The sequence below is a fragment of the Rothia sp. HSID18069 genome, assembly GCF_003989155.1.
Lineage (GTDB): Bacteria > Actinomycetota > Actinomycetes > Actinomycetales > Micrococcaceae > Rothia > Rothia aeria.
On record NZ_RBMG01000003.1, the window covers coordinates 162,587 to 182,337 of the forward strand.

18 protein-coding genes, 1 tRNA gene and 1 riboswitch are annotated in these 19,751 nt (G+C 58.4%); of the genes, 10 read left to right on the forward strand and 9 right to left on the reverse strand.

The window, feature by feature from the left end:
- Nucleotides 1-57 precede the first annotated feature (57 nt).
- Nucleotides 58-1,050 (reverse strand): 4'-phosphopantetheinyl transferase family protein, encoded by a 993-nt coding sequence (locus D8M41_RS08555; protein ID WP_126926808.1) that lies wholly within the window; start codon nucleotides 1,048-1,050, stop codon nucleotides 58-60.
- A 96-nt stretch (nucleotides 1,051-1,146) separates the two neighbouring features.
- On the opposite strand from D8M41_RS08555, the gene D8M41_RS08560 reads away from it, so the two are divergent.
- Nucleotides 1,147-2,238: an RNase H family protein gene (locus D8M41_RS08560; protein ID WP_126926809.1), complete on the forward strand. Its 1,092-nt coding sequence runs from the start codon at nucleotides 1,147-1,149 to the stop codon at nucleotides 2,236-2,238.
- Nucleotides 2,239-2,509: 271 nt separating this feature from the next.
- Here the strand turns inward: D8M41_RS08560 and D8M41_RS08565 are convergent, their stop codons facing one another.
- The 4 genes from D8M41_RS08565 to D8M41_RS08580 form a co-directional block, all read right to left on the reverse strand.
- Entirely contained in the window at nucleotides 2,510-2,800 is a 291-nt protein-coding gene (locus D8M41_RS08565) for a WXG100 family type VII secretion target (protein WP_006887070.1), read from the reverse strand.
- A gap of 345 nt (nucleotides 2,801-3,145) precedes the next feature.
- Nucleotides 3,146-4,624 (reverse strand): sensor histidine kinase, encoded by a 1,479-nt coding sequence (locus D8M41_RS08570; RefSeq protein WP_006887004.1) that lies wholly within the window; start codon nucleotides 4,622-4,624, stop codon nucleotides 3,146-3,148.
- A gap of 95 nt (nucleotides 4,625-4,719) precedes the next feature.
- A complete protein-coding gene (locus tag D8M41_RS08575; RefSeq protein WP_006887005.1) occupies nucleotides 4,720-5,424 on the reverse strand; it encodes a response regulator transcription factor in 705 nt (234 codons plus the stop codon).
- A gap of 49 nt (nucleotides 5,425-5,473) precedes the next feature.
- The gene (locus D8M41_RS08580) at nucleotides 5,474-5,731 is read right to left on the reverse strand and encodes a hypothetical protein (RefSeq protein ID WP_006887013.1); all 258 of its coding nucleotides are present in this window, start codon (nucleotides 5,729-5,731) and stop codon (nucleotides 5,474-5,476) included.
- A gap of 281 nt (nucleotides 5,732-6,012) precedes the next feature.
- On the opposite strand from D8M41_RS08580, the gene D8M41_RS08585 reads away from it, so the two are divergent.
- The 4 genes from D8M41_RS08585 (at nucleotide 6,013) to D8M41_RS08600 (ending at nucleotide 9,364) form a co-directional block, all read left to right on the forward strand.
- Nucleotides 6,013-6,750: a DUF3027 domain-containing protein gene (locus D8M41_RS08585; RefSeq protein ID WP_006887093.1), complete on the forward strand. Its 738-nt coding sequence runs from the start codon at nucleotides 6,013-6,015 to the stop codon at nucleotides 6,748-6,750.
- Between the two features lie 172 nt (nucleotides 6,751-6,922).
- Nucleotides 6,923-7,618: a metal-dependent transcriptional regulator gene (locus D8M41_RS08590; protein WP_006887075.1), complete on the forward strand. Its 696-nt coding sequence runs from the start codon at nucleotides 6,923-6,925 to the stop codon at nucleotides 7,616-7,618.
- A gap of 528 nt (nucleotides 7,619-8,146) precedes the next feature.
- Nucleotides 8,147-8,295: riboswitch (cyclic di-AMP (ydaO/yuaA leader) on the forward strand.
- A gap of 5 nt (nucleotides 8,296-8,300) precedes the next feature.
- Nucleotides 8,301-8,933 (forward strand): C40 family peptidase, encoded by a 633-nt coding sequence (locus D8M41_RS08595; protein ID WP_006887606.1) that lies wholly within the window; start codon nucleotides 8,301-8,303, stop codon nucleotides 8,931-8,933.
- Between the two features lie 164 nt (nucleotides 8,934-9,097).
- Complete coding sequence (locus D8M41_RS08600; RefSeq protein ID WP_006887677.1) at nucleotides 9,098-9,364, forward strand: hypothetical protein; 267 nt, start codon at nucleotides 9,098-9,100, stop codon at nucleotides 9,362-9,364.
- A gap of 64 nt (nucleotides 9,365-9,428) precedes the next feature.
- On the opposite strand, the gene D8M41_RS08605 is transcribed toward D8M41_RS08600, so the two are convergent.
- On the reverse strand, nucleotides 9,429-10,349 hold the full coding sequence (locus D8M41_RS08605; protein WP_023134569.1) for a DUF4031 domain-containing protein: 921 nt from the start codon (nucleotides 10,347-10,349) through the stop codon (nucleotides 9,429-9,431).
- A 79-nt stretch (nucleotides 10,350-10,428) separates the two neighbouring features.
- Between D8M41_RS08605 and D8M41_RS08610 the strand changes: the two genes are divergently transcribed.
- From D8M41_RS08610 to D8M41_RS08620, 3 genes are all read left to right on the forward strand, one after another.
- Nucleotides 10,429-10,501, forward strand: a tRNA-Arg gene (locus D8M41_RS08610).
- 232 nt (nucleotides 10,502-10,733) lie between these two features.
- A complete protein-coding gene (locus D8M41_RS08615) occupies nucleotides 10,734-11,669 on the forward strand; it encodes a DUF6318 family protein (RefSeq protein WP_051344458.1) in 936 nt (311 codons plus the stop codon).
- Between the two features lie 293 nt (nucleotides 11,670-11,962).
- Entirely contained in the window at nucleotides 11,963-12,703 is a 741-nt protein-coding gene (locus D8M41_RS08620; protein WP_037287062.1) for a DUF6318 family protein, read from the forward strand.
- A 124-nt stretch (nucleotides 12,704-12,827) separates the two neighbouring features.
- Here the strand turns inward: D8M41_RS08620 and D8M41_RS08625 are convergent, their stop codons facing one another.
- From D8M41_RS08625 to D8M41_RS08635, 3 genes are all read right to left on the reverse strand, one after another.
- Entirely contained in the window at nucleotides 12,828-13,517 is a 690-nt protein-coding gene (locus tag D8M41_RS08625) for a TANK-binding kinase 1-binding protein (TBK1-binding protein 1) (RefSeq protein ID WP_233129319.1), read from the reverse strand.
- Nucleotides 13,518-13,711: 194 nt separating this feature from the next.
- Nucleotides 13,712-14,245 (reverse strand): GNAT family N-acetyltransferase, encoded by a 534-nt coding sequence (locus D8M41_RS08630; protein ID WP_094758423.1) that lies wholly within the window; start codon nucleotides 14,243-14,245, stop codon nucleotides 13,712-13,714.
- A 236-nt stretch (nucleotides 14,246-14,481) separates the two neighbouring features.
- The gene (locus D8M41_RS08635; protein WP_126926851.1) at nucleotides 14,482-15,330 is read right to left on the reverse strand and encodes a VOC family protein; all 849 of its coding nucleotides are present in this window, start codon (nucleotides 15,328-15,330) and stop codon (nucleotides 14,482-14,484) included.
- Between the two features lie 146 nt (nucleotides 15,331-15,476).
- Between D8M41_RS08635 and D8M41_RS08640 the strand changes: the two genes are divergently transcribed.
- Both D8M41_RS08640 and sucC read left to right on the forward strand, forming a co-directional pair.
- Nucleotides 15,477-18,347 (forward strand): ATP-dependent helicase, encoded by a 2,871-nt coding sequence (locus D8M41_RS08640; protein WP_126926810.1) that lies wholly within the window; start codon nucleotides 15,477-15,479, stop codon nucleotides 18,345-18,347.
- A 222-nt stretch (nucleotides 18,348-18,569) separates the two neighbouring features.
- Nucleotides 18,570-19,736 carry an ADP-forming succinate--CoA ligase subunit beta gene (gene sucC / locus D8M41_RS08645; protein WP_023134562.1) on the forward strand — a complete coding sequence of 389 codons (1,167 nt, stop codon included), beginning with the start codon at nucleotides 18,570-18,572 and terminating at the stop codon, nucleotides 19,734-19,736.
- Nucleotides 19,737-19,751: the final 15 nt, after the last annotated feature.

A 19,751-nucleotide genomic window follows, 5' to 3' on the forward strand; every position in this document is an offset into this window, starting at 1 on the left:
CGCTTCCTCATCGTCTTTCCCCGTACCGCCCGGTGCGCCAGCATACGGCAGGGGCGGTTAGGCGGTGACGGTGTCAGCCCCCATCCTCATGGTGGGCAGTTGGGAAAAAGTGAGCGGCGCCAGGTTATTGCGCAGCTCAACGGGGGTGGCCACCGGGTGTACGTGCACGCTGTTGGGCACCCCTTCAGTTGCGGTGGCTAGGAGGAATTGTTCGGCAGCGACGTCGCTGCCGTGCGCCGGGTTGGTGTTCTGCGGGCTGTTGTGGGCGGGCTGCTTCTCGGGGTGTAGGGTGAGTGCCGTCCAGGTGATATAGAACGACCGTTCTTCCGTGGTGTCGCTGTTATCCCGTGAAGGCACGGTGAACACTGCGCGCGCGGAGCAGACGGATGCAGCCGTCACCTCTTCATCGGTCAGCTCACGGGATGCCTCGAAAGCCTCCGCCAGTTGGTCTGTTAGGGAGTCGCTAAAAAATACGCGCACCGCCGCCGGGGAGACGCTCAGCCCGTGGCCGGTGGCTTTGAGCACTGCCTCTTTCGCGGTCCATAATGCCACCCCCAGCAGGTTGCGTGCCTCGCCGGTGGTTGCCTCATATATTTCACGTTCACGCAGTGACAGCGCCACCCGCGCGAACCCGGGGAATAGACGGTCTCGACGGGGCTCAAGATCAACCCCGAGCACTTGCGCATCGTCGGGGCAGAACCCGCCCACCGCCAGGGATGAAACCTGCGACATATTAAAGTTCATGCCCTCAATGCGGGGTTTACCGTGCGGCTTGGTGCTATTGCATAGGGTGCAGGTACGATCCACTTCGATCGTGTGCGCCGCGCTGGAGGCAACCCCCAGTCGGCATGCTGCCATAGAGCGCATGAGTGCCTGGGTGGAGAGGTAGCTGACCGCCCCGACGGGGGTGGGTAATTCGGCGGCGCGGCGTTGTTCAGCCGCACCTAGGTAGCTGAGCCAGCTGACCCGCAGGCCGCTGTACATGGTGCGTGTGGGCAAGGCAAATACCGCCACCTGTGCACCGCCGGAAGTAGAGACAGTGGTGATCATGCTCTATAGTCTACTCCCGCCAGAAGGAAAATATGCAGATATGTGCATGACGAACATGTCACTGTTTGTACCCGCCGGTAGGGTAAAGTCGAGTGCATGAGCGAGATTATTGCGGCTGCTGACGGTTCGGCGCTGGGCAACCCCGGCCCGGCGGGATGGGCCTGGTATATTGACGACAATCACTGGGCGGCTGGGGGCTGGGAGCACGGCACCAACAATATGGGTGAGCTGAAGGCTGTCCTTGACCTGTTCGAGGCGACCGCGCACATGCCCGAACGTAAACTTGTGGTGTACTGCGATAGCCAGTATGTGATTAATTCCCTCACCAAGTGGATGCCCGGCTGGAAGAGCCGCGGCTGGAAAAAAGCCGACGGCAAGCCGGTGTTGAACCGTGAACTGCTGCAAGAGCTGGATGCTGCCACCGCTGGGCGTGACTACCAGCTGGTGTGGGTCAAGGGCCACTCCGGCCACGAACTGAACGAGGCCGCTGATGCGCGCGCAAACGCCGCCGCGCAGGCGTACCAGCAGGGGAACGCACCAGATGCCGGCCCGGGCTTTGGTGCGGCTGCGGAGGCCGAGCCTGAGCAGGGCCCCTCAGCAGATGCGCATCTGAGCGTTGAAGAGTTCACGATAGAGCAGGCGCAGCAGGCCCGTGAAGGATTCAACGCCCTCAAACTCAACGGTGTGCTCAAACCCGCCTCTGCTGTTGCTGCCCCCGACCCGCAGGCGGTGGCGGAGCGTAAGGAGAAATTAGCGCAGGCGGCGCAGCGAGCCGAGCGGCACGAGCAGGCCGCTCATGTTCAGAGCCCACAGCAGACACAGTTGCAGCAGCAGGCTGCCGCCGACCCTGATGAGGCGCTTGCCGCAGAAGAAGAGCTTGAAGCCAACGGCGCGGCCATGGGCGAGGAGGAAATCGCCGAGCTGCTGGATGAAAACCTGGTGTGGATTACCTCTGCTGGCCGCACGGTTTCGCGAGCCTCCACCATCGAGTACCGTGCCCGCGCGTTTACCCAACGTGGGGAACCAACTCACCGCGTAGTGGAACTGGTAGACACCGCGAATGTGCTGGTGATGGCGGTGGTGGATACCGCGCGCGGTCGGGTGAACCGTTCCAGCCTATGGCATTATGAGGCGCAGGCGGGCTCTTGGCGCCTGCGGTTCAGGCAAGATACCGCCATACCCGGCTAGTTTCACCTGCCAAGCCCAGCCTCATAGGATCCGCTGTGTGCTGCTGGCTAGCAGCCGCCAAAAGTGCGGCGCTGGCCGGTACGTTCGGGCGGGTGAGCCTGCGCCCTAGAAGGGGTGGGGCACGGGTCTGTGGCGCTGGGATGGTAGCAGGTTAAAAGATTGGGGCGGGTACATCATGTACCCGCCCCAAACCGTTAAGATAGACTCACCACATATCTTGAGTTACTTATATCGGTTTATTGAATTGAAATTGCAGAATTCGCTTAATATGTTACCCCATAAACATCGAAGCGTTCGACTGCTCGGTATCGGAGTAGTTAACACCGGCGCGTGAAAGCGCTTCGTTAATCTGGGCGATAGACTCTTCCACCTGCCGCTGGGTTGCACGCCACTTATCGAGCACGCCCTGGAAGTTGGTTGAGGCCGAGCCGGTCCAAGAGCTCTGCAAATCCTGCAGGGAAGCAGTCATGCCGTTCACCTCTGCGGTGATAGAAGCAACGTGTGCTTTTGCCTGCGCGCTCTTTGACGCAATGACTTCGGAATCGACAATGAACTGTGCCATGATAGGTTCTCCTTCAGTAGGGTATGTATTGGTTGTGCCTCTAGCACCTAATTCCTAAGCGCTTGTTACAAGACTAAAACGAATCAAAAAATATTTTCATGAATTAAAATAAATCTGTGGATAACTTAAGTTACCTGGTCGTAAAACCAACTTATCCACAGAATAAAACTCAATTTTCAGCCCTGAATACCCCCACAGGACCCATCAGTATGAAGAAATATGAAGTTTTGCGGGGCTAGCGGCGCCCAGACCACCAGCCAGTGGAACACCCCTGCACACGCGAAAGGGGCGCACGGTTCGGTTCTTACACCGTCACCGTGCGCCCCGCATGTACCGCAGCTTCTTTTAGCCAGCGCCCGCCAAAACCGGCAGCGACACCACGAACGTGGCCCCGCCTCCATCAGTCTCTTCAATACGGATATGCCCGTCGTGCTGCTCCACGATTGCGGCCACAATCGACAGGCCCAGACCCGTGCCCCCGGTCTCCCGGGAGCGTGAAGTGTCGGTGCGGTAGAAACGCTCAAACACGCGCTCACGATCCTCACCGTGAATACCGGGGCCGTGGTCGCGCACCTCAATAATGGCGCGCGGCACCCCGGGAGCCTCCTGCCGCACACCCACCGCAACTTCAAGGGGCGAACCCTCAGGGGTGTACCGCATGGCGTTGGTGAGCAGGTTCGCCACCACCTGACGCATCCGCGGCTCATCACCAACCACCGGTGCGGAGCAGGGCGCCACATCGTCGGTCAGGCCCACCAGGGTAATCTCACGGTCGGGGGAGGTGGCGAAGGCATCGTTGGTGGCGTCCACCGCCAGGTGGAACATATCAAACGGGGCCAGCTTCGATTCTCGGCGCTCATCAATGCGGGCCAGCGTCAGCAGATCCTCCACCAGCTGCCCCATACGTTTAGACTCCGCCTCAATACGGCCCATAGCGGTGGCCACGGCGTCCTCATTTGGCAACGCCCCCTGCCGGTACAGCTCGGAGTACCCGCGAATACTCACCAGGGGGGTGCGTAGCTCATGGGATGCATCGCCCACGAACTGGCGCATCTTCGCCTCAGATTTTGCCTGCGCATTGAAAGAGGTCTCGATTTGGGCGAGCATGGTGTTCAGCGACGTGGCAAGACTGCCAATCTCATTGCCGGGGTTGTAGTCCTCAATACGTTGTGACAGATCCCCTTTAGCGATCTTCGCCGCCGTCTGCTCCACGCGCGCCAGCGGCTCGAAAGTGCGGGTGACAATCACCCACGTCATTGCAATAGCCGAGGCGAGCGTGGCCAGCCCGAACGCGAAGGTGAGCACACCTACGAGAGCAACCACTTGGTTGGTTTGCTCCAGGGGTAAGGCAACCACCATGGAGGTGGCGTGCACCCCGTTCACGCTGGTGTCGTTATTAAGCGTCATCGGCAGCAGACGCCAGTCTTTCGACCCTTCCACCGAGTTAACAGTAGTGCCGACCCCGTTATTTTTGCGCACTTTATCGGCTGTCCAGCCGGTTACTTGCGGCTCGTCCCGGGAGCTCGTATCGGGGCTGAGCGCGTACAGGGTGTTGCCGTGCTCATCCAGCAGGTACACATGGTACGAACCGAGCGTGGCCTCCTGCACGGGATGCTGGCTATTGTTCGAGACAAGGGAAAGCAGGTTCGCCGAGTTCGCCTTCATCTCGTCGTCCAGCTGATGCACCATCTGCGCGCGCAACGCCGAAATCGCCACAAGGGAGGTCACAACGATCGCCAAAGCAATCAGCGCAGAGGTCACCAGCACCAGCTGCGTGCGCAGCGACAGCGTGAACGGTATACGCTCAAGGGGTCTGCGCCCCATGTGCTTCTGCGTGGAGGCGTTCTGTTGAGCCGCCTCCGGGGCCTCCGGGGGCTGCTGTGCGGGTTCGCGGTTGAACAGTTTAATAGGTACCGCCCCTAGCTGCGGGAACCACGAACCATGTACCCTACGCCGCGTTTGGTGTGGATCAGGGGTTCGTGGCCCTCACGGTTGTTATCGATCTTGCGGCGCAGGTACGAGATATACGACTCCACAATGGACGAGTCGCCGTTAAAATCGTATTCCCACACGTGGTCGAGGATCTGCGCCTTCGACAGCACCCGGTTTGCGTTGAGCATCAGGTAGTGCAGCAGATTGAACTCGGTGGGGGAGAGGTCAATCTCCTCCTCGCCAAGGAACACCTCATGGGTGTCGGTATTCAGGCTCAGATCGTCCACCCGCAAAATAGCAGTATCTTCCTCCTGCAGCGAGCGTGAACGGCGCAGGATGGCTCGGATACGGGCGATCACCTCATCCAGCGAGAACGGCTTAGTCACGTAGTCGTCACCGCCTGCTGAGAGACCAGCAACTTTATCTTCGGTGGCGTCTTTCGCGGTCAAGAACAGCACAGGGTAGGTGCGTCCGCCTTCACGCAGGCGGCGCGTCACATCAAACCCGTCCATGCCCGGCATCATCACGTCAAGCACAATCAGGTCGGGCTGTTCCTGCTCGGCCTTCTCAATGGCCTCGCGTCCGTTTCCGGCGGTCACCACTTCAAACCCGGCAAAACGCAGGGAGGTGGCGAGTAGTTCAAGAATGTTGAACTCGTCATCAACGACGAGCAGCTTAGCTTCAGCAGACATGTTCACTCTTTTCTGACGTATATATGTGGTTGCGCGGCCGGAAGGCCCTCTAACTTGACTTACGCCGAAGAACCGCAAGGAGGAGGGCAAGCATTAGCGCGATGAAAGCGACGGGGAACAGCACCAGGGGAACCTGGCTCATAACGGCGGGAGGATGAGCATCCACCCACTTGAGTACTAGCATCGCCACCCCCGAAAGGGTGCACAGCAGTGCGAGGATGCCGCCACCGGCTCCCAACCAGCGGATAGCGCGGGTGTAGGGGAGCTCATTGGCTACTTCAAGAGGCGTTTCTCGTTCGCTAGTCATGGCATAACCGTAGCAGGTTTAGGCCCCTTTAACGGGGTGGAAATACTAATATTGCGGCGTTGTGGACGGTATTCACATCTTTTTTGCAGGTTCCCTTCGGAGGTTTGCCAGCCCGATAGCGCGCATACCGTATTCTCTGCGAGGAATAAGAAGCCGCATCAGGGCAGAAAAACGGCGGAAAACCGCGCCATAATGGCACACCGGCGCGAACCGTGAGCGTAAGAGGTCAAGGCAGGCCGCCCCGCCCTCCCAGCGAACCTTAAGAATGCTTTAATAGTGGTATGTCTGAACAGGTGATTGACCAGAACCCGACCGAAACCGCCAGCTTTGACCCGTTTGCCGACCACACATATGAGCAGGTTGGTGAACCCACCCTTGGGCAGCCGCATAAGCGCCGCCGCACCAGCCGTGTGGACACGGTCTTGGCGCAGGCCAAAGACGTGGCGTTGGCCGGTATTGAGCAGATCGCCCCCAAAAACACCATTGGCCTGCTACACCATTTGCGCGGTGAAGAGGATCGTTTGACCACCCACCTGTTTGAGTGCACCCTGCCCGGTTACCGGGGGTGGTTCTGGTTCGCCACATTAGCGCGGGCGCCACGTTCGAAGGTGGCGACCGTATGCGAGGTTGGTCTGCTGCCCGGCGATGACGCACTGCTAGCCCCCGACTGGGTTCCGTGGGCGCAGCGTCTTCAGGAGCTGCCTGATACCGCCGATCTTGACGAGGCGCTCGCTGTGGACCCTGAGGATGTGTACGAGGATGAGGAGCCTCAATTCGACGCTGCTACTGAGCCACCCGAAACCGGCGGCAAGAGCCGCAAGGCGCGCCGTAGCGCCCGAAAAGCACAGAACCGGAAGAACCTGAACCGGCAGCGAGCAGGCGGGCAGAAAGCATCCCAAGGGGATTCCGCTCCGCAGCAGGACGCCCCGCAGAAGAACGGCGGGCGTAAGGGCTCCGGGCGGGGATCGGGCGGGCGCAAACGCGCAAAAACCTCCGCCGCACGTAACTCTGAGGGCTAGACTGCGTGGCGATACGGGCCCGCCAGGTACACCTGGCGGGACGTTCGCTTCGGGCGACGCGCCGCGCAATCCGTGGCGAAACACGCTAAAAAGGTACATAATAGTTACTCAGAAGAGCATCATAACTAAGGCTAGGTTTTCCTAGTCGGCAGGGAAAAGGGATACAGGCGGCATGACCGATCTTATTGACACTACCGAAATGTACCTGCGCACCATCCTTGAGCTTGAGGAAGAGGGCATTACCCCCATGCGTGCGCGCATCGCCGAACGTCTGGAGCATTCCGGGCCGACTGTTTCGCAGACTGTTGCCCGTATGGAGAAGCACGGGCTGCTCAGTGTTGAGCCTGACCGCCACTTGGCGCTCACCGATGCTGGCCGTAAGAAAGCGGTCGAGGTGATGCGTAAGCACCGCCTGGCGGAGCGCCTGCTCTCCGATGTGATTGGGCTGGACATTGAGTATGTGCACGATGAAGCGTGCCGCTGGGAACACGTGATGAGCGACCATGTGGAAAAACGCATCCTGGCGATGCTCAATAACCCCAAGTTCTCACCGTACGGAAATGCGATTCCCGGTCTTGAAGAGCTGGGGGTGGAAAGTGAGCACAACGACGAACGGACTGTGCCCATGTCGATTGCGGCCCGTGACTCGGGGCCGGAAGACCGGTTTACTGTCTCCCGGTTCCCAGAGTCGATTCAGACCGATATTGAGCTTCTCAAGCTTTTGGCGGACGCCGGTATCTCATTCGGTGCCAGCGTGTCGGTTATCGCCGGTAAAGACGACGACGTGATTGTGCGTGCAGATGGGGAGGAGACCTCCCTATCGCTCGATGAGGACGTTGCCAACGCTATTGTGGTGAAGCGTTCGTAGCGCGGTGCCGCCGGATGCGGGGCGGTGCGGCCATAACTGGCCGCACCGCCCCGCATTATTTGTTAAGCTCTTCCCTAAGGGGCAGCGTTTCTTGAGGGTCACCTGAGCCTTTTAGCCCGAAGCCAAATTTTTTTATATTCATCAGCAGGTGCGTCCTTATCGGCCGCCTATTTCCTATGGGATACGTGGTTTCACCTGGGATTATGCCTGTTTGTTATCGGAAAAATATTTAAGAGATAAAGCACACCTGTGTTTTTCTTAAGAAAATTTATGCACGCATCAGTTTGCCTGTCTCTTGGCCCCCTGAATCTATCGAATTCCCTTGTCAGAGAAGGGTATGCAGGGGGTGGTGGGGACCGCTTGAGGGGCTGCTGCGGGCCATGATTTATGTATATAAACCGTAACTTTTTGAGAAAAAACTCAGATTGGGATGTGACAGCTGGGAGTTTTCTGTGTATTCTCATATCTGTGTCCAAATCCTAATCGTAAGAGGGCACCACGGAGCGGATCCGCTTAGTCCTGCCGCCGCAACGTGAAACATCTACCCATAATGGCAGGAGCGGGGGAACCAATTTTTGGCTCCCTTATAGGGGGCCTAGGGGCTAAGCTACTTCGGTAGCCGGGTGAATCCATACCCGAGTCCGACAGCTCACCTCGTGAAGCAATGGAGGAAACATACACAATGGCTAAGAAGATCGTTCGTAACGCAGGTATCGTGGCATTCGCTGGTGCAGCTCTGGTGGGTTCCACCGTTCCCGCTAACGCATTCGCACAGGTTCCTGCAGCAGCAGACCTGAGCTACGATTACAACAACTACGAGACTGATTACACCAGCTACCAGACCGGTGCTACCAACTACGTTGCACCCCAGGCTGAGTACCAGACCGAGTACGTTGCACCCACCCCGAGCTTCGGTCAGCAGCAGACCACCAACACCAGCTCCACCACCCCCTCCGCTCCTGTGCAGACCGCAACCGGTGGCCACGAGGGCGTTGTAGCAACCGCTAAGACCGGCATCGGTGGCGGCTATGTTTGGGGCGGCCGCAGCTTCGGTGCATGGGACTGCTCCGGCTTCGTATCCTACGTTTACGCACAGCACGGCGTGAAGCTGACCCCCTACACCTTCGCTATGAAGAACGAACTGCGTGCAACCGCTAACCCCCAGCCCGGCGACATCGTCTTCCAGAACGGCTACAACCACGTGGGCATCTACGTTGGTAACGGCATGATGATCTCCGCTCTGAACCCGAGCCAGGGCACCCAGCTGCACCCGGTTTCCTGGATGTCGGTTGACGGTTACTACACCGCATTCTAATCTCGACTCCAGAGATATTTAGACTCGGAGGAAGGCACCCCCAACGGGGTGCCTTCCCCATGTTAAACCGCGCATCACGCGCTGACCCCGAATACACTGGTCGGGGCTACACGCGGGGCACGGGGCGTACCGAAGGGTAGCGGACGCCCGGTAGAATAATGAACATGCAGTACCAAAGCCCCAAAAGTAGCTCCGATCAGGAATTCACCTACCTGGCCGTCGGCATGGTCGCTGGCGCCATACCAGGCATTATTATCGGCCTGCTGCTGGCTATTCCTCTTGGCAACCCCGCCATGTGGGTCTCTATCACCGGCGGGATTGGCATCGTGATTGGCATGGTCACCGGTAAATTCATCTACCGTAAGAAATACAGTAACCAGCCTCAAAGCCCTTCTGAAGGCCCGCAGCACCCCAACGATAAAAAGCAGTAAGGCGGGCGCGCTCCTATCTATATGGGCCGTGCTAGCACTACGTGAGCGCTTTAGAAGAGGGCTTTTAGGTGTAGCTCTCTAGCTCAGCGGCCATATTTGCCCGAGCCGCCGCATCCCACAGCGAATGCCCCGCCGCAGAGGCAAAAATACGGTCTCTGCCTAAGAACTCCCGTAAAAACCCTGACCTTCCCTGCGCAAACGCCTGCGGCCCGTAGTGGCTGTACTCCGTGCGTACACCCGCAATGTAACGGCCATACCGGGCGGTTTCTGCTGCGAGAATCGCAAGGTCGGCATCCATGAAAAAATCGGCGTCGGCGCGGGTGAGCACACCACCGGTCAGTCCGGCAAGCTCTTCAGGTACCCGGTGGGAGGCGGTGAACTCCACCAGCTGGGCGGCGGCGGTAACCTCCGCAGCGGTCAGAACACCGGTTCTGGTGAGAGGCATAAGATTGGTACGTACCAATTCGGCGCTGGCGGCCTCATCCTGACCAGGCTGCGCCTCATACACGGCATCATGGAACCACGCCGCAAAAAGCACAGTGCGCGGCACCGGTTGGGGGGAGTACAAAAGGGTAAGAGCGGCGAGCATCTCTGAAAGATGAACACTATTGTGATAGGCCCGATGCGGCTGTTCCCACCGCTCAAGCAGGTCAGCGCCCACAGCGGAAGCACCGGGTGCGAGCGCTTCCCAGGCGCGCAGAAGACGCGGACGGATCTTACTGGGCCGTTCTTTGAGCGGAACCCGCAGCCCGCTGCGGATGAGTATGCGAGTTAGTTGGGTGCCGGTTACTTCCTGCGCCCCAGCGTTTACGAGGGCGGCGTAGCGGTGCTGCGGTACGTCGTAGTGGTCGGCGTCGAAGGCGCGTGGGCTGATCTCGTGGGCGGCCGCGAAGTCATGCAGTTCCTTCAGGCTGGTGTCTGAGATAAGGTGCGAGAAGAAAATGCCGTGTGCCGGCCAGAGGGGCGGGTCAATGAAAATACTCACCTACCTATTGTAGTGAGCGTGACGCGCCGAGGCCCGGGTGGAAAACTGCCGTGATGTTGCCGCTATAATAGAGAACGTTGCCCCCGTAGCTCAGGGGATAGAGCACTTCTCTCCTAAAGAAGGTGTCGGACGTTCGAATCGTCTCGGGGGCACAGTTGCAGAACCCGCTTGATGCGGCTTCCTCACGGAGGCGCACCAAGCGGGTTCTGCTGTATGCCTGAGTTTTAGGGGGCGTGTGCTGTGCAAGCTTGGGCCAAAGGTCTACATTTCATAGAACGTAACATTTAAGTTTTATTAAAGACACACCTGAAAATTATGATGTGACACATAACATGTGGGCTAGTCTGAAAGTGACGGTATTGACCGATTCTAAGGAGGCTAAAGATGTCTTCCCATCTTAATCGTCGAGCCGCACTGCTGCTGCTCGGCGGCGGCGCAGGAGCCGCTTTTCTCAGCGCATGCGGCAGCTCGTCCTCAAACGCAGGAGGCGCCTCATCCTCAGCGAGTGCTTCAAGTAGTGCATCGTCCCCAGCGCACGGGCCTGAAACTGGTGGTGCTGCCAGCAGTTCTGCGGCTGCGGTGAATGAGCCCAGTACGCAGCAGCCGGCGGGACCGAACAGTGCCGCATCCAGCGACACCACCCAGAACGGCGCAGCATCTAGTAGCGCAGCCCAGAGCGGCGCCGCGGATGCTGCCCCTCTTGAATCCGGAAATACTCCCGGTGAGGGGCACACTGAGCTGTCTGGGGAAGTCTCGCTTGAAGTGGACAGCTCCGGCCCACCCCAGGAGTATGCAACACGCGAGAAACCGCAGCAGAACACCTACCCGCCGAAGAAGCCCTCCACCATTAACGACCGCACGGAACGGGGCCTGTACAGCAGCATCTCGTTCGCGGTGACCTCTCTGGATTATGCGCTGCAGACCGGTAACGCCCGCTACCTGGAGCAGTCGGCGATCGTTGAATCGGAGCAGCTGTATTTCAAGAAGTCTACTAACCTGATTGATACCCGCGACGGAAAATACTGGACGGCGGCAGGCAGCATTTTGCAGTACACACTGGTGGGCTCCCACCCTGTGGCATCCAGCGGAGGCGAGTACGTGTGGGCGTACAACCTGGTGCTGCTCAATGGTGACTTCTATGTGAAGGACGGCAAGGTGCACGAGGTAACCAAGGAAACTTACTCCGGTAAGGGTGACTGGGGCAAACGCTACCACACGAACGGTGAAATTCGCGCTAAGTACGTGAACGGGCAGTGGCAGATTAGCGGACTGCTCTCCAAGGATCTGCCTCTCGTGCCACCAGAAAATGGTGGTCAGTAGGTGCGTATCCTCCTCAACCATGGAAGAGGAAAGCTTTAACGGCACCGCTACAGCAGGGCATACTGCCGGTGGCTTAGGTCTGTCAAAGACTTCTCTTCCGGGGCGGGTGCTGAATGCCCGCCATGTGTTGAGGCGCGGTATCCGCCCGGCGTGGTCTCTCATAGCGGAGGCTGCACCGGGCGGTTTCGCCTGAGGACCTGGGCGGGACAGCAGGTAGAACCTCGAAAACATGAAGGTTACTGCTGAGCTTTAAAGTTAATGGTTTATCGTTAGGCTCAGAGAGGAGAGGAATAATGTCTTCCATTTTTAACCGTCGTGCAGCATTGGGCGTACTAGGCGCAAGCGCTGGTGCCTTTGTACTGGCGGCATGCGATGCCAACCGTTCCGTTTCGAAAGGGTCATCTTCCTCATCAAGCGAACCCTCAGAGACTAGCCCGTCCGCATCGTCTGCTACCACGCAGACCGATATAGATATGAGCGGCGACTATAAGGGAAAGATTAACTTCGAGTCCGTTTTAGAGTATAAGAAGTCGGGCACCTACGAACCTGCCACGGAGGAACATGCGGCGCGAAACGTGCCCCAGCCTAAGAAACCGGAGGATGCCAACGATAAATCTTTGAAAGGTCTCTACCTGAGTGTCGCGTTTGCGGCGGCAGCCACCCAGTACGCCTACAACACTGGGGACTACTCCCTGGCGGAGGAGAGCGCCCTATCAGAGTCGGAACGCGACAACTACAAAGGGCTTGAGAAGGTGCGGCTTAAGAAAATCCGTGAAGGCAACTACTGGCCGGATAACGTCACCATTGAATACGAGATTACCGAGCCGCAACCGTTACTAGAAGACGACCGGTATCTGTGGTCCCGTACTTTCAAGATTACATACGGCAAGTTTGAGGTGGAAGACGGCCGGGTAATCTACCCCAAGAGCGGTAAAGGATCCGTTGTAGCAGAAGAGTTTATTGGCCTGGTATCCGCGCAGTATGTGAACGGGGCGTGGGAGATTAGCTCACACGATAACCGTCGCAAAGAGTAATGTGGCTTCGGCCCGAACGATTACCGGGTACGCAGGGGGATTGGTTGTTCCGCGGATGGCGGGTGCCTTCCGGCAGCGTGTCGGACGTAAATTCTACTGCCTCGTGCAGTCTGGAGGGGCGGCGCTACTCGGTGGGCGGCCCACCCGCAATAAAAGCAGCAGCCGCCCGCTTGAACGCCCGCACACCACGGTATGCCAGGCTCAGAAGCGAGAGCACCAGAAGAGCCCAGCCCAGAGGCAGAAGCACCACAAGTGCACCCGGCTGATGCGCAGGGTCAGCCAATGATGCGTCCACCGCAAAAATTGTGGCCGTAAACACCGCACTGTACACCAGTGGAAGCGCGGTCAATAACACCCGAAGCGGCTTTTTCGCTGTCGCCGCCCACGACAGGCCCGCCACAGACAACCCGAAAAACACTGCAAACGCCAAACCCACTGAACGGTGCGCATACGTGTAAGGCCCCAGGGCGTCACCCGCTGAGGAGGAAGAAAGCCCGTGCGCGAATGACCCCAGCGCATCCGTACTCAGGGCCAGTGACAGCTCGGGAACGGGGGCACCCGCCAGCCTGCCGTAGCCGGGAAGCACCCACGCGAAAAGGTACACGCCCATGAGCAGGGAAATAGCGACCGCAACGTGGAGGAAAACACGTGAACCCCGCCCGGTCGCTTGATCGTGGGCGGCGCGTTCCTCCATAAACTGCCGAAGCTCACGGGTTTCGCTATGCTGCGGGTCGGGGGTGCCGCCCCCTGGGGTGTGAGCGGCTTTCGTGTTCGCGCCGTAGCGGCGTTTCTTCTGACCTTGTGATAGACCCATACCTTCCATTATTGCGCAGAGCGGTTGGGTGCGTCAGCGTGGGGCCTTTGCCACAAGGGTGCTATGGAAGTATACGCGGGGCGAAGAACTTGGTCTTCTGTCGCGCGATACTGCTTATTTGCTACCGGAAACTGACAGCCGCAAAGTCGGTTGTATCCTGACATACCATGCCTAGTTTTCTTTACTTGCGCGTATTACTCACACAGACTCGCAATTGTCCTCTCCCCGCTTTCCCAGTCACTACGGATCACCGCATATCCCATGACATCGCACCTGATACCCTGAACGGTAACTCCAGCTTCTCGATAATGCGCCTCGTGAACCCAACCTGCAGAGTTAAAAGCACGACGCATAGCAATATTGTCGCTTCGTGTACTGCCCTCAACACGGATAATGGAGCTTTTGGATTCAAAAATAAGGTCAGCTAGCTTAATGAGCGCAATACTCCCGATCCCTTGATTTCTATATTTCGCTGCCATACGCATATCTATTTCTGCTGTGGAATCTTGCAGTCCGTGCACTACGGCAATACCGACATGCTCTCCATCGTTGTAAATAAAGGCAACACGGTTATTAGGTTCCGAGAATTCCTGCTCTTCAAGCCGGCGTATGAGGCTCTCATGCGATACGTTATGTTCAAGATGGAATGGCCAATCGCTGTTGCAGAAAACATTCTCAAATGGTTTCCATTCGTGCTTTATATCTGCCCAACGAACAACACAGTTCATGTTTTTCCTAACTTATTTTCAGCTCATATTTTGTGTTTCGAGAACGTATGAATCTTATCTTCAACACTGCGCGCACATAATAAAACATAGGAGGAATCAACCGTAATAATTCGATAGTACAGGGAATTACTTTCGGAACTTATACCACCGATTACGCCAAGGGGTTTCATGATGGAAATTCCCTTTACTATTTACTGAGGAGTCCTCATAGTTAGGGTCAGATGATGCCAGTACCCTTATAGCGTGGTCAGGTCGATCTTGCCCATGTGCAGGATATTATCGCGTGTGGCGGCGTCGGTCATGAGTTCGGCGATGTTGTGGGGGACGATCTGCCACGAGACACCCCAACGGTCGATGCACCAGCCGCAGCGCTCGGCCTCGGGCACGGCAGAGAGCCCCGCCCAGTAGCGGTCGATCTCTTCTTGGTCGTGGCAGGAGACGATGATGGAGACTCCGGGCGTGAAAGTGAAATCGTGGAAGGTTCCAGAGTCCGTGGCCGCCATCCAGGTGCCGCGTAGGGTAAAGTCGGTGAACATGACCGTACCCGCATCCAGCGGTCCGCCTTCCTCGTAACGGTATAGGACACCGCGGCGGGAGTTATCAAACAGGGCGATCCAGGCGTTGGTGGCTTCCTCGGCGTGAGCGTGATTAGTACCGCCGAACATGAAGGATGGGATAACAAAGGGGCGCGGATCGCCGTCCGGGTCGGTGAGCATGAGCTGCCAGGTCATGCCGAAACGGTCACGAACCCAAGCGTAGCGCGGGGAGAAGGGGTACTCACCCAGCTCCATGAGTACGCCGCCGGTGCTGAGCCGCTCATAGAGCTCATCAAGGTAGGTTCGGGCCTGTTCCTCTCCGCCGAATAAGAGCGGATCAAAGTTCAGGATGCAGCTGATCGACGGGTTCGGGGCGTACTGGTTACCGCCGTTGATGAGCGAGAGCCTGAAACCGTGGATGCTGACCGTCGTCACAATCCCGGGCGCCTGCTCGGCAATGGATGTATCGCGGAAAACATCAGTATAGAACTGTGCTGCTTCGTCGGCGGTGCCGTCGCACCACATAGCGGGAGTGATGAACTGATCCATCCGGTCATCGTAGCATGAGCGCACCGCGCGGCGGGGTACCGCTAAGAGCGAATTATGCGCGGCAAACGGGCGCGATGGGTGGGAGCGAGAGGGCAAATACGGTAGCATGGAATATCGAACGTGTATTCTAGGCAGCGAGGTAGATCATGAGCGAACCCACCAACTCCGCATCCGGCGTTGATCCTGCCGCAGATACCCTCTTTGCCGATCTCGAAAACACGCAGCCGCCCTACGATCCCGAATATGATGCCCACATTCCGCCGGAAGATAGTTCCGCACCGGAAGAAGACCCCTTCGCCCACGAATCTTTTATGCCAGAGCTCAACCCTGAAGCGGTGACCTCCCAAACTGTCACCGCCCACGAGGATGCACTCGGTGAGTTCATGCCGCCCGCCTACCGAGTGGGCGGGTACGGAAGTGAGTACAACCCCGAAGACCCTTACGGGGAGCGCACCTATTCGCTGAGCACAATCGACCCTGCAACCCTGATCGACGGGCTTAACGACCGGCAGCGCGAGGCCGTTTTACACGCCGGCTCGCCCCTGCTGATCGTCGCCGGGGCCGGGTCTGGCAAAACCCGTGTGCTGACGCACCGCATCGCCCATCTGCTTGCAACCGGGCGGGCAACCCCCGGGCAGATTCTCGCCATCACCTTCACGAACAAGGCTGCGGCGGAAATGCGTGAGCGCATCCAAGCGCTGATCGGCCCGCGCGCACAGCACATGTGGATTTCCACCTTCCACAGTTTCTGCGTGCGCGTGCTGCGCCGAGAAGCCAAGGCACTCGGGCTCAAATCCACCTTCACGATCTACGATTCGGCGGATTCGCAGCGCCTGCTCACGCTCATTATCAAAGAGCTGAACCTGGACACCAAAAAGTTTGCCCCCAAGGCCGTGGGGCACAGGATTTCTGCCCTCAAAAACGAGTTGGTGAGCGCCGAAGAATACAGTGCGGCGGCAGCGAATAACCCGTGGGAAAAGACTATCGCGCAGATTTACACCGTCTACACTCAGCGCCTTCGCGCCGCGAACTCCCTCGACTTTGACGACCTCATCGGCAAAACCGTGTTTTTGCTCAAGAAGTTCCCCGAAATCGCAAACTATTATCGCCGTAAATTCCGGCATATTCTGGTGGACGAATATCAAGACACCAACCACGCCCAGTATGCGCTCGTGCGGGAGTTGGTGGGGGCGCATCCGCAGGGAAACACTCGTGAACAGGGGCCGTACCCGGATGCTCCACCGCCCGGCGAACTGACCGTCGTGGGCGACTCAGACCAGTCGATTTACGCCTTCCGCGGCGCTGACATTCGCAATATTACGGATTTCGAGAGCGACTATCCCAATGCGCACATTATTCTGCTGGAGCAGAACTACCGTTCCACGCAGAACATTCTCTCTGCCGCGAACGCCGTGATTGAACGCAACCCCAACCGCCGCCCCAAGAAGCTGTGGACGGCATCGGGGGAGGGCACAAAAATCGTGGGGTACGTCGCCGAATCCGAACATGCGGAGGCACGCTACATCGCCCAAGAAATAGACCGGCTTGCCGACGAACACGGTATCAAGCCTTCGGATGTGGCGATTTTCTACCGCACCAATGCCCAATCCCGCGCCCTTGAAGAACTGTTGATGCGCGCCGGACTGCCGTACCGCGTAGTCGGCGGCACCCGGTTCTACGAGCGCAAAGAAATTAAGGATGCGCTCGCCTACCTGCGCGCCCTCTCAAACCCGGACGACGACGTGAGTGTGCGGCGTATTCTCAACGAACCTAAACGCGGTATCGGTGCGAAATCTGAGACTGTGGTTGCCGATTATGCTTCGGCACAGCGGATTTCCTTCTTCGCCGCCGCCCGTGCCGCTGCCGCCGAGCCGGGGAGTGTGCCGGGTTTGGGCGCTGCCGCCGTGAAAAAGTATGCGCAGTTCGTCAAGCTCATGGACGATCTCGCCCAGATTGCGCGCACCGAATCAGCCGCCACAACCCTAGAGGCGGTGCTCGAACAGTCCGGCTATCTCGCCGCCCTGCGCGAATCTAAGGATATTCAGGACGAATCCCGGGTGGAAAACCTCTCGGAGCTGCTGGATGCGATGGTCGAGTTTGAGGCGGAGAACCCCGGCGCGGACTTAGAACAGTTCTTAGAGCATGTCTCGCTGGTGGCGGATGCCGACTCGATTCCGTCCCGAGGTGCCTCCGCCGATGGGCAGACCCCGTCTGCCGCGCAGATTGCTGCCGAGGCCGCAGAAGCGAAGGCGCAGGGCATGATCACCCTGATGACCCTGCACACCGCCAAAGGCCTGGAGTTCCCGGTTGTTTTCCTGACCGGGCTGGAACACGGGCTGTTTCCGCATCAGCGGGCGCTGACCGACGAGGGTGAGATGAGCGAGGAACGCCGCCTTGCCTATGTGGGGCTCACGCGCGCGATGCAGCGGCTCTACATCACCCGCTCCGAGACCCGCACGATGTGGGGCAAGAGCCAGTTCAACCCGCCTTCACCCTTCCTGGAAGAGATTCCCGAGGAGCTGATCGAGTGGCGCCGCCTGGGCGGATTTGCCGGGTTTGGCGCCTCCGGGATGGGGGCATACGCCAACGGTGCCAGCGGGTATGGAGGCTACGGGCAGGGCGGCTACCGCGGGGCAAGCGGATACAGCTCCGGCGGTGGGCGCAATGCTGATGGACACAGTTTCGACGGGCGCAGCGCGGGCGGCTATGGCACGGGATACGATGAATCCCGCACCCGAGCGAACCGTGAACCATCAACCGCCGAGGTCAATGGTTCGGCAAGCTACGGTTTGGCGGCCGCAGCCAGCGCATCCGGAGCGGTGCGTAACCGCTCACGGGTGCATCAAAGCAAGGAAATTCCGCAGCTGAAGGTGGGCGATACGGTGCGCCATAAATCCTTCGGCGAGGGCCGGGTTCTTGCTCTGGAAGGCACCGGCGATAAGACCGTGGCGAAGGTGCGTTTTACCTCTGAGGAGAAGCGTCTGCTGCTACGGTACGCACCGGTTGAGAAGGTCTAGCCAAAACCCAACACACCGAAGAGTGATGCCCATTACAAAAATAGCGTGTGTGTTGTCTGATAAGTACACCCTCAACCAAATATCCGATAGAGTAGAACCGAGAGAAATTTAGAGCGTGACAGCGCGCCCTCTCAGGGGCGTAAAACACGTCGAATAGTAACTCACCAGACCAAGCCGCCGCACCCTAAAACGGCGGCACCACTTCGACGAAGAAGGACACCTGTGGACCTTTTCGAATACCAGGCGCGCGATCTCTTCGCAAAGCACGGTGTACCCGTGCTCAAGGGCATTGTTGCGACCACTCCCGAAGAAGCAAAGGCAGCAGCTGAGGAAATCGGCGGCCTGACCGTCATTAAGGCTCAGGTTAAGACCGGCGGCCGCGGTAAGGCTGGCGGCGTGAAGCTCGCTAAAAACCCTGATGAGGCATACGAGTACGCTCAGCAGATTCTTGGTATGGATATCAAGGGTCATACCGTTCACCGCGTGCTGGTCGCACAGGGTGCTGACATTGCTGAAGAATACTATTTCTCGATTCTGCTTGACCGTGCAAACCGCTCGTACCTTGCCATGTGCTCGGTAGAGGGCGGCATGGAAATTGAGCAGCTCGCCGCTGAACGCCCCGAGGCTCTCGCCAAGGTTGAGGTAGACCCGCTGGTGGGTATCGACTCCGCTAAGGCACAGGAGATCGTTGAGGCCGCCGGGTTCTCCGCTGAACTGCAGCCCAAGGTGGTTGAGGTTCTCGTGAAGCTGGGCGATGTCTTCAAGAAGGAAGACGCAACCCTCGTTGAGGTTAACCCCCTCGTGCAGACCCCCGAAGGCGATATTCTGGCTCTTGACGGCAAGGTCTCTCTCGACGATAACGCGGAATTCCGCCAGCCCGATCACGTGGCGCTTGTCGATAAATCCGCCGAAAACCCGCTGGAAGCTAAGGCTAAGCAGCACGACCTGAACTATGTGAAGCTCGACGGTGAAGTTGGCGTTGTCGGCAACGGTGCCGGTCTGGTGATGTCTACCCTGGATGTGGTGGCATACGCTGGCGAAAAGCACGGCAACGTGAAGCCCGCTAACTTCCTCGATATCGGTGGCGGCGCATCCGCTGAGGTTATGGCTGCGGGCCTTGAGATTATTCTGGGCGATGAGCAGGTTAAGAGCGTTTTCGTGAACGTTTTCGGCGGTATCACCTCGTGCGATGCTGTGGCTGAGGGCATTGTGAAGGCGCTTGAGATTCTGGGCGATTCCGCAACTAAGCCGCTTGTGGTGCGGCTGGACGGCAACAACGTGGAGGAAGGCCGCCGCATCCTCTCTGAGGCAAACCACCCGCTTGTGGTGCAGGCAACCACCATGGATTCAGGCGCCGACAAGGCAGCAGAGCTCGCTAACAAGGCGTAATCGCCACCGAAGGAT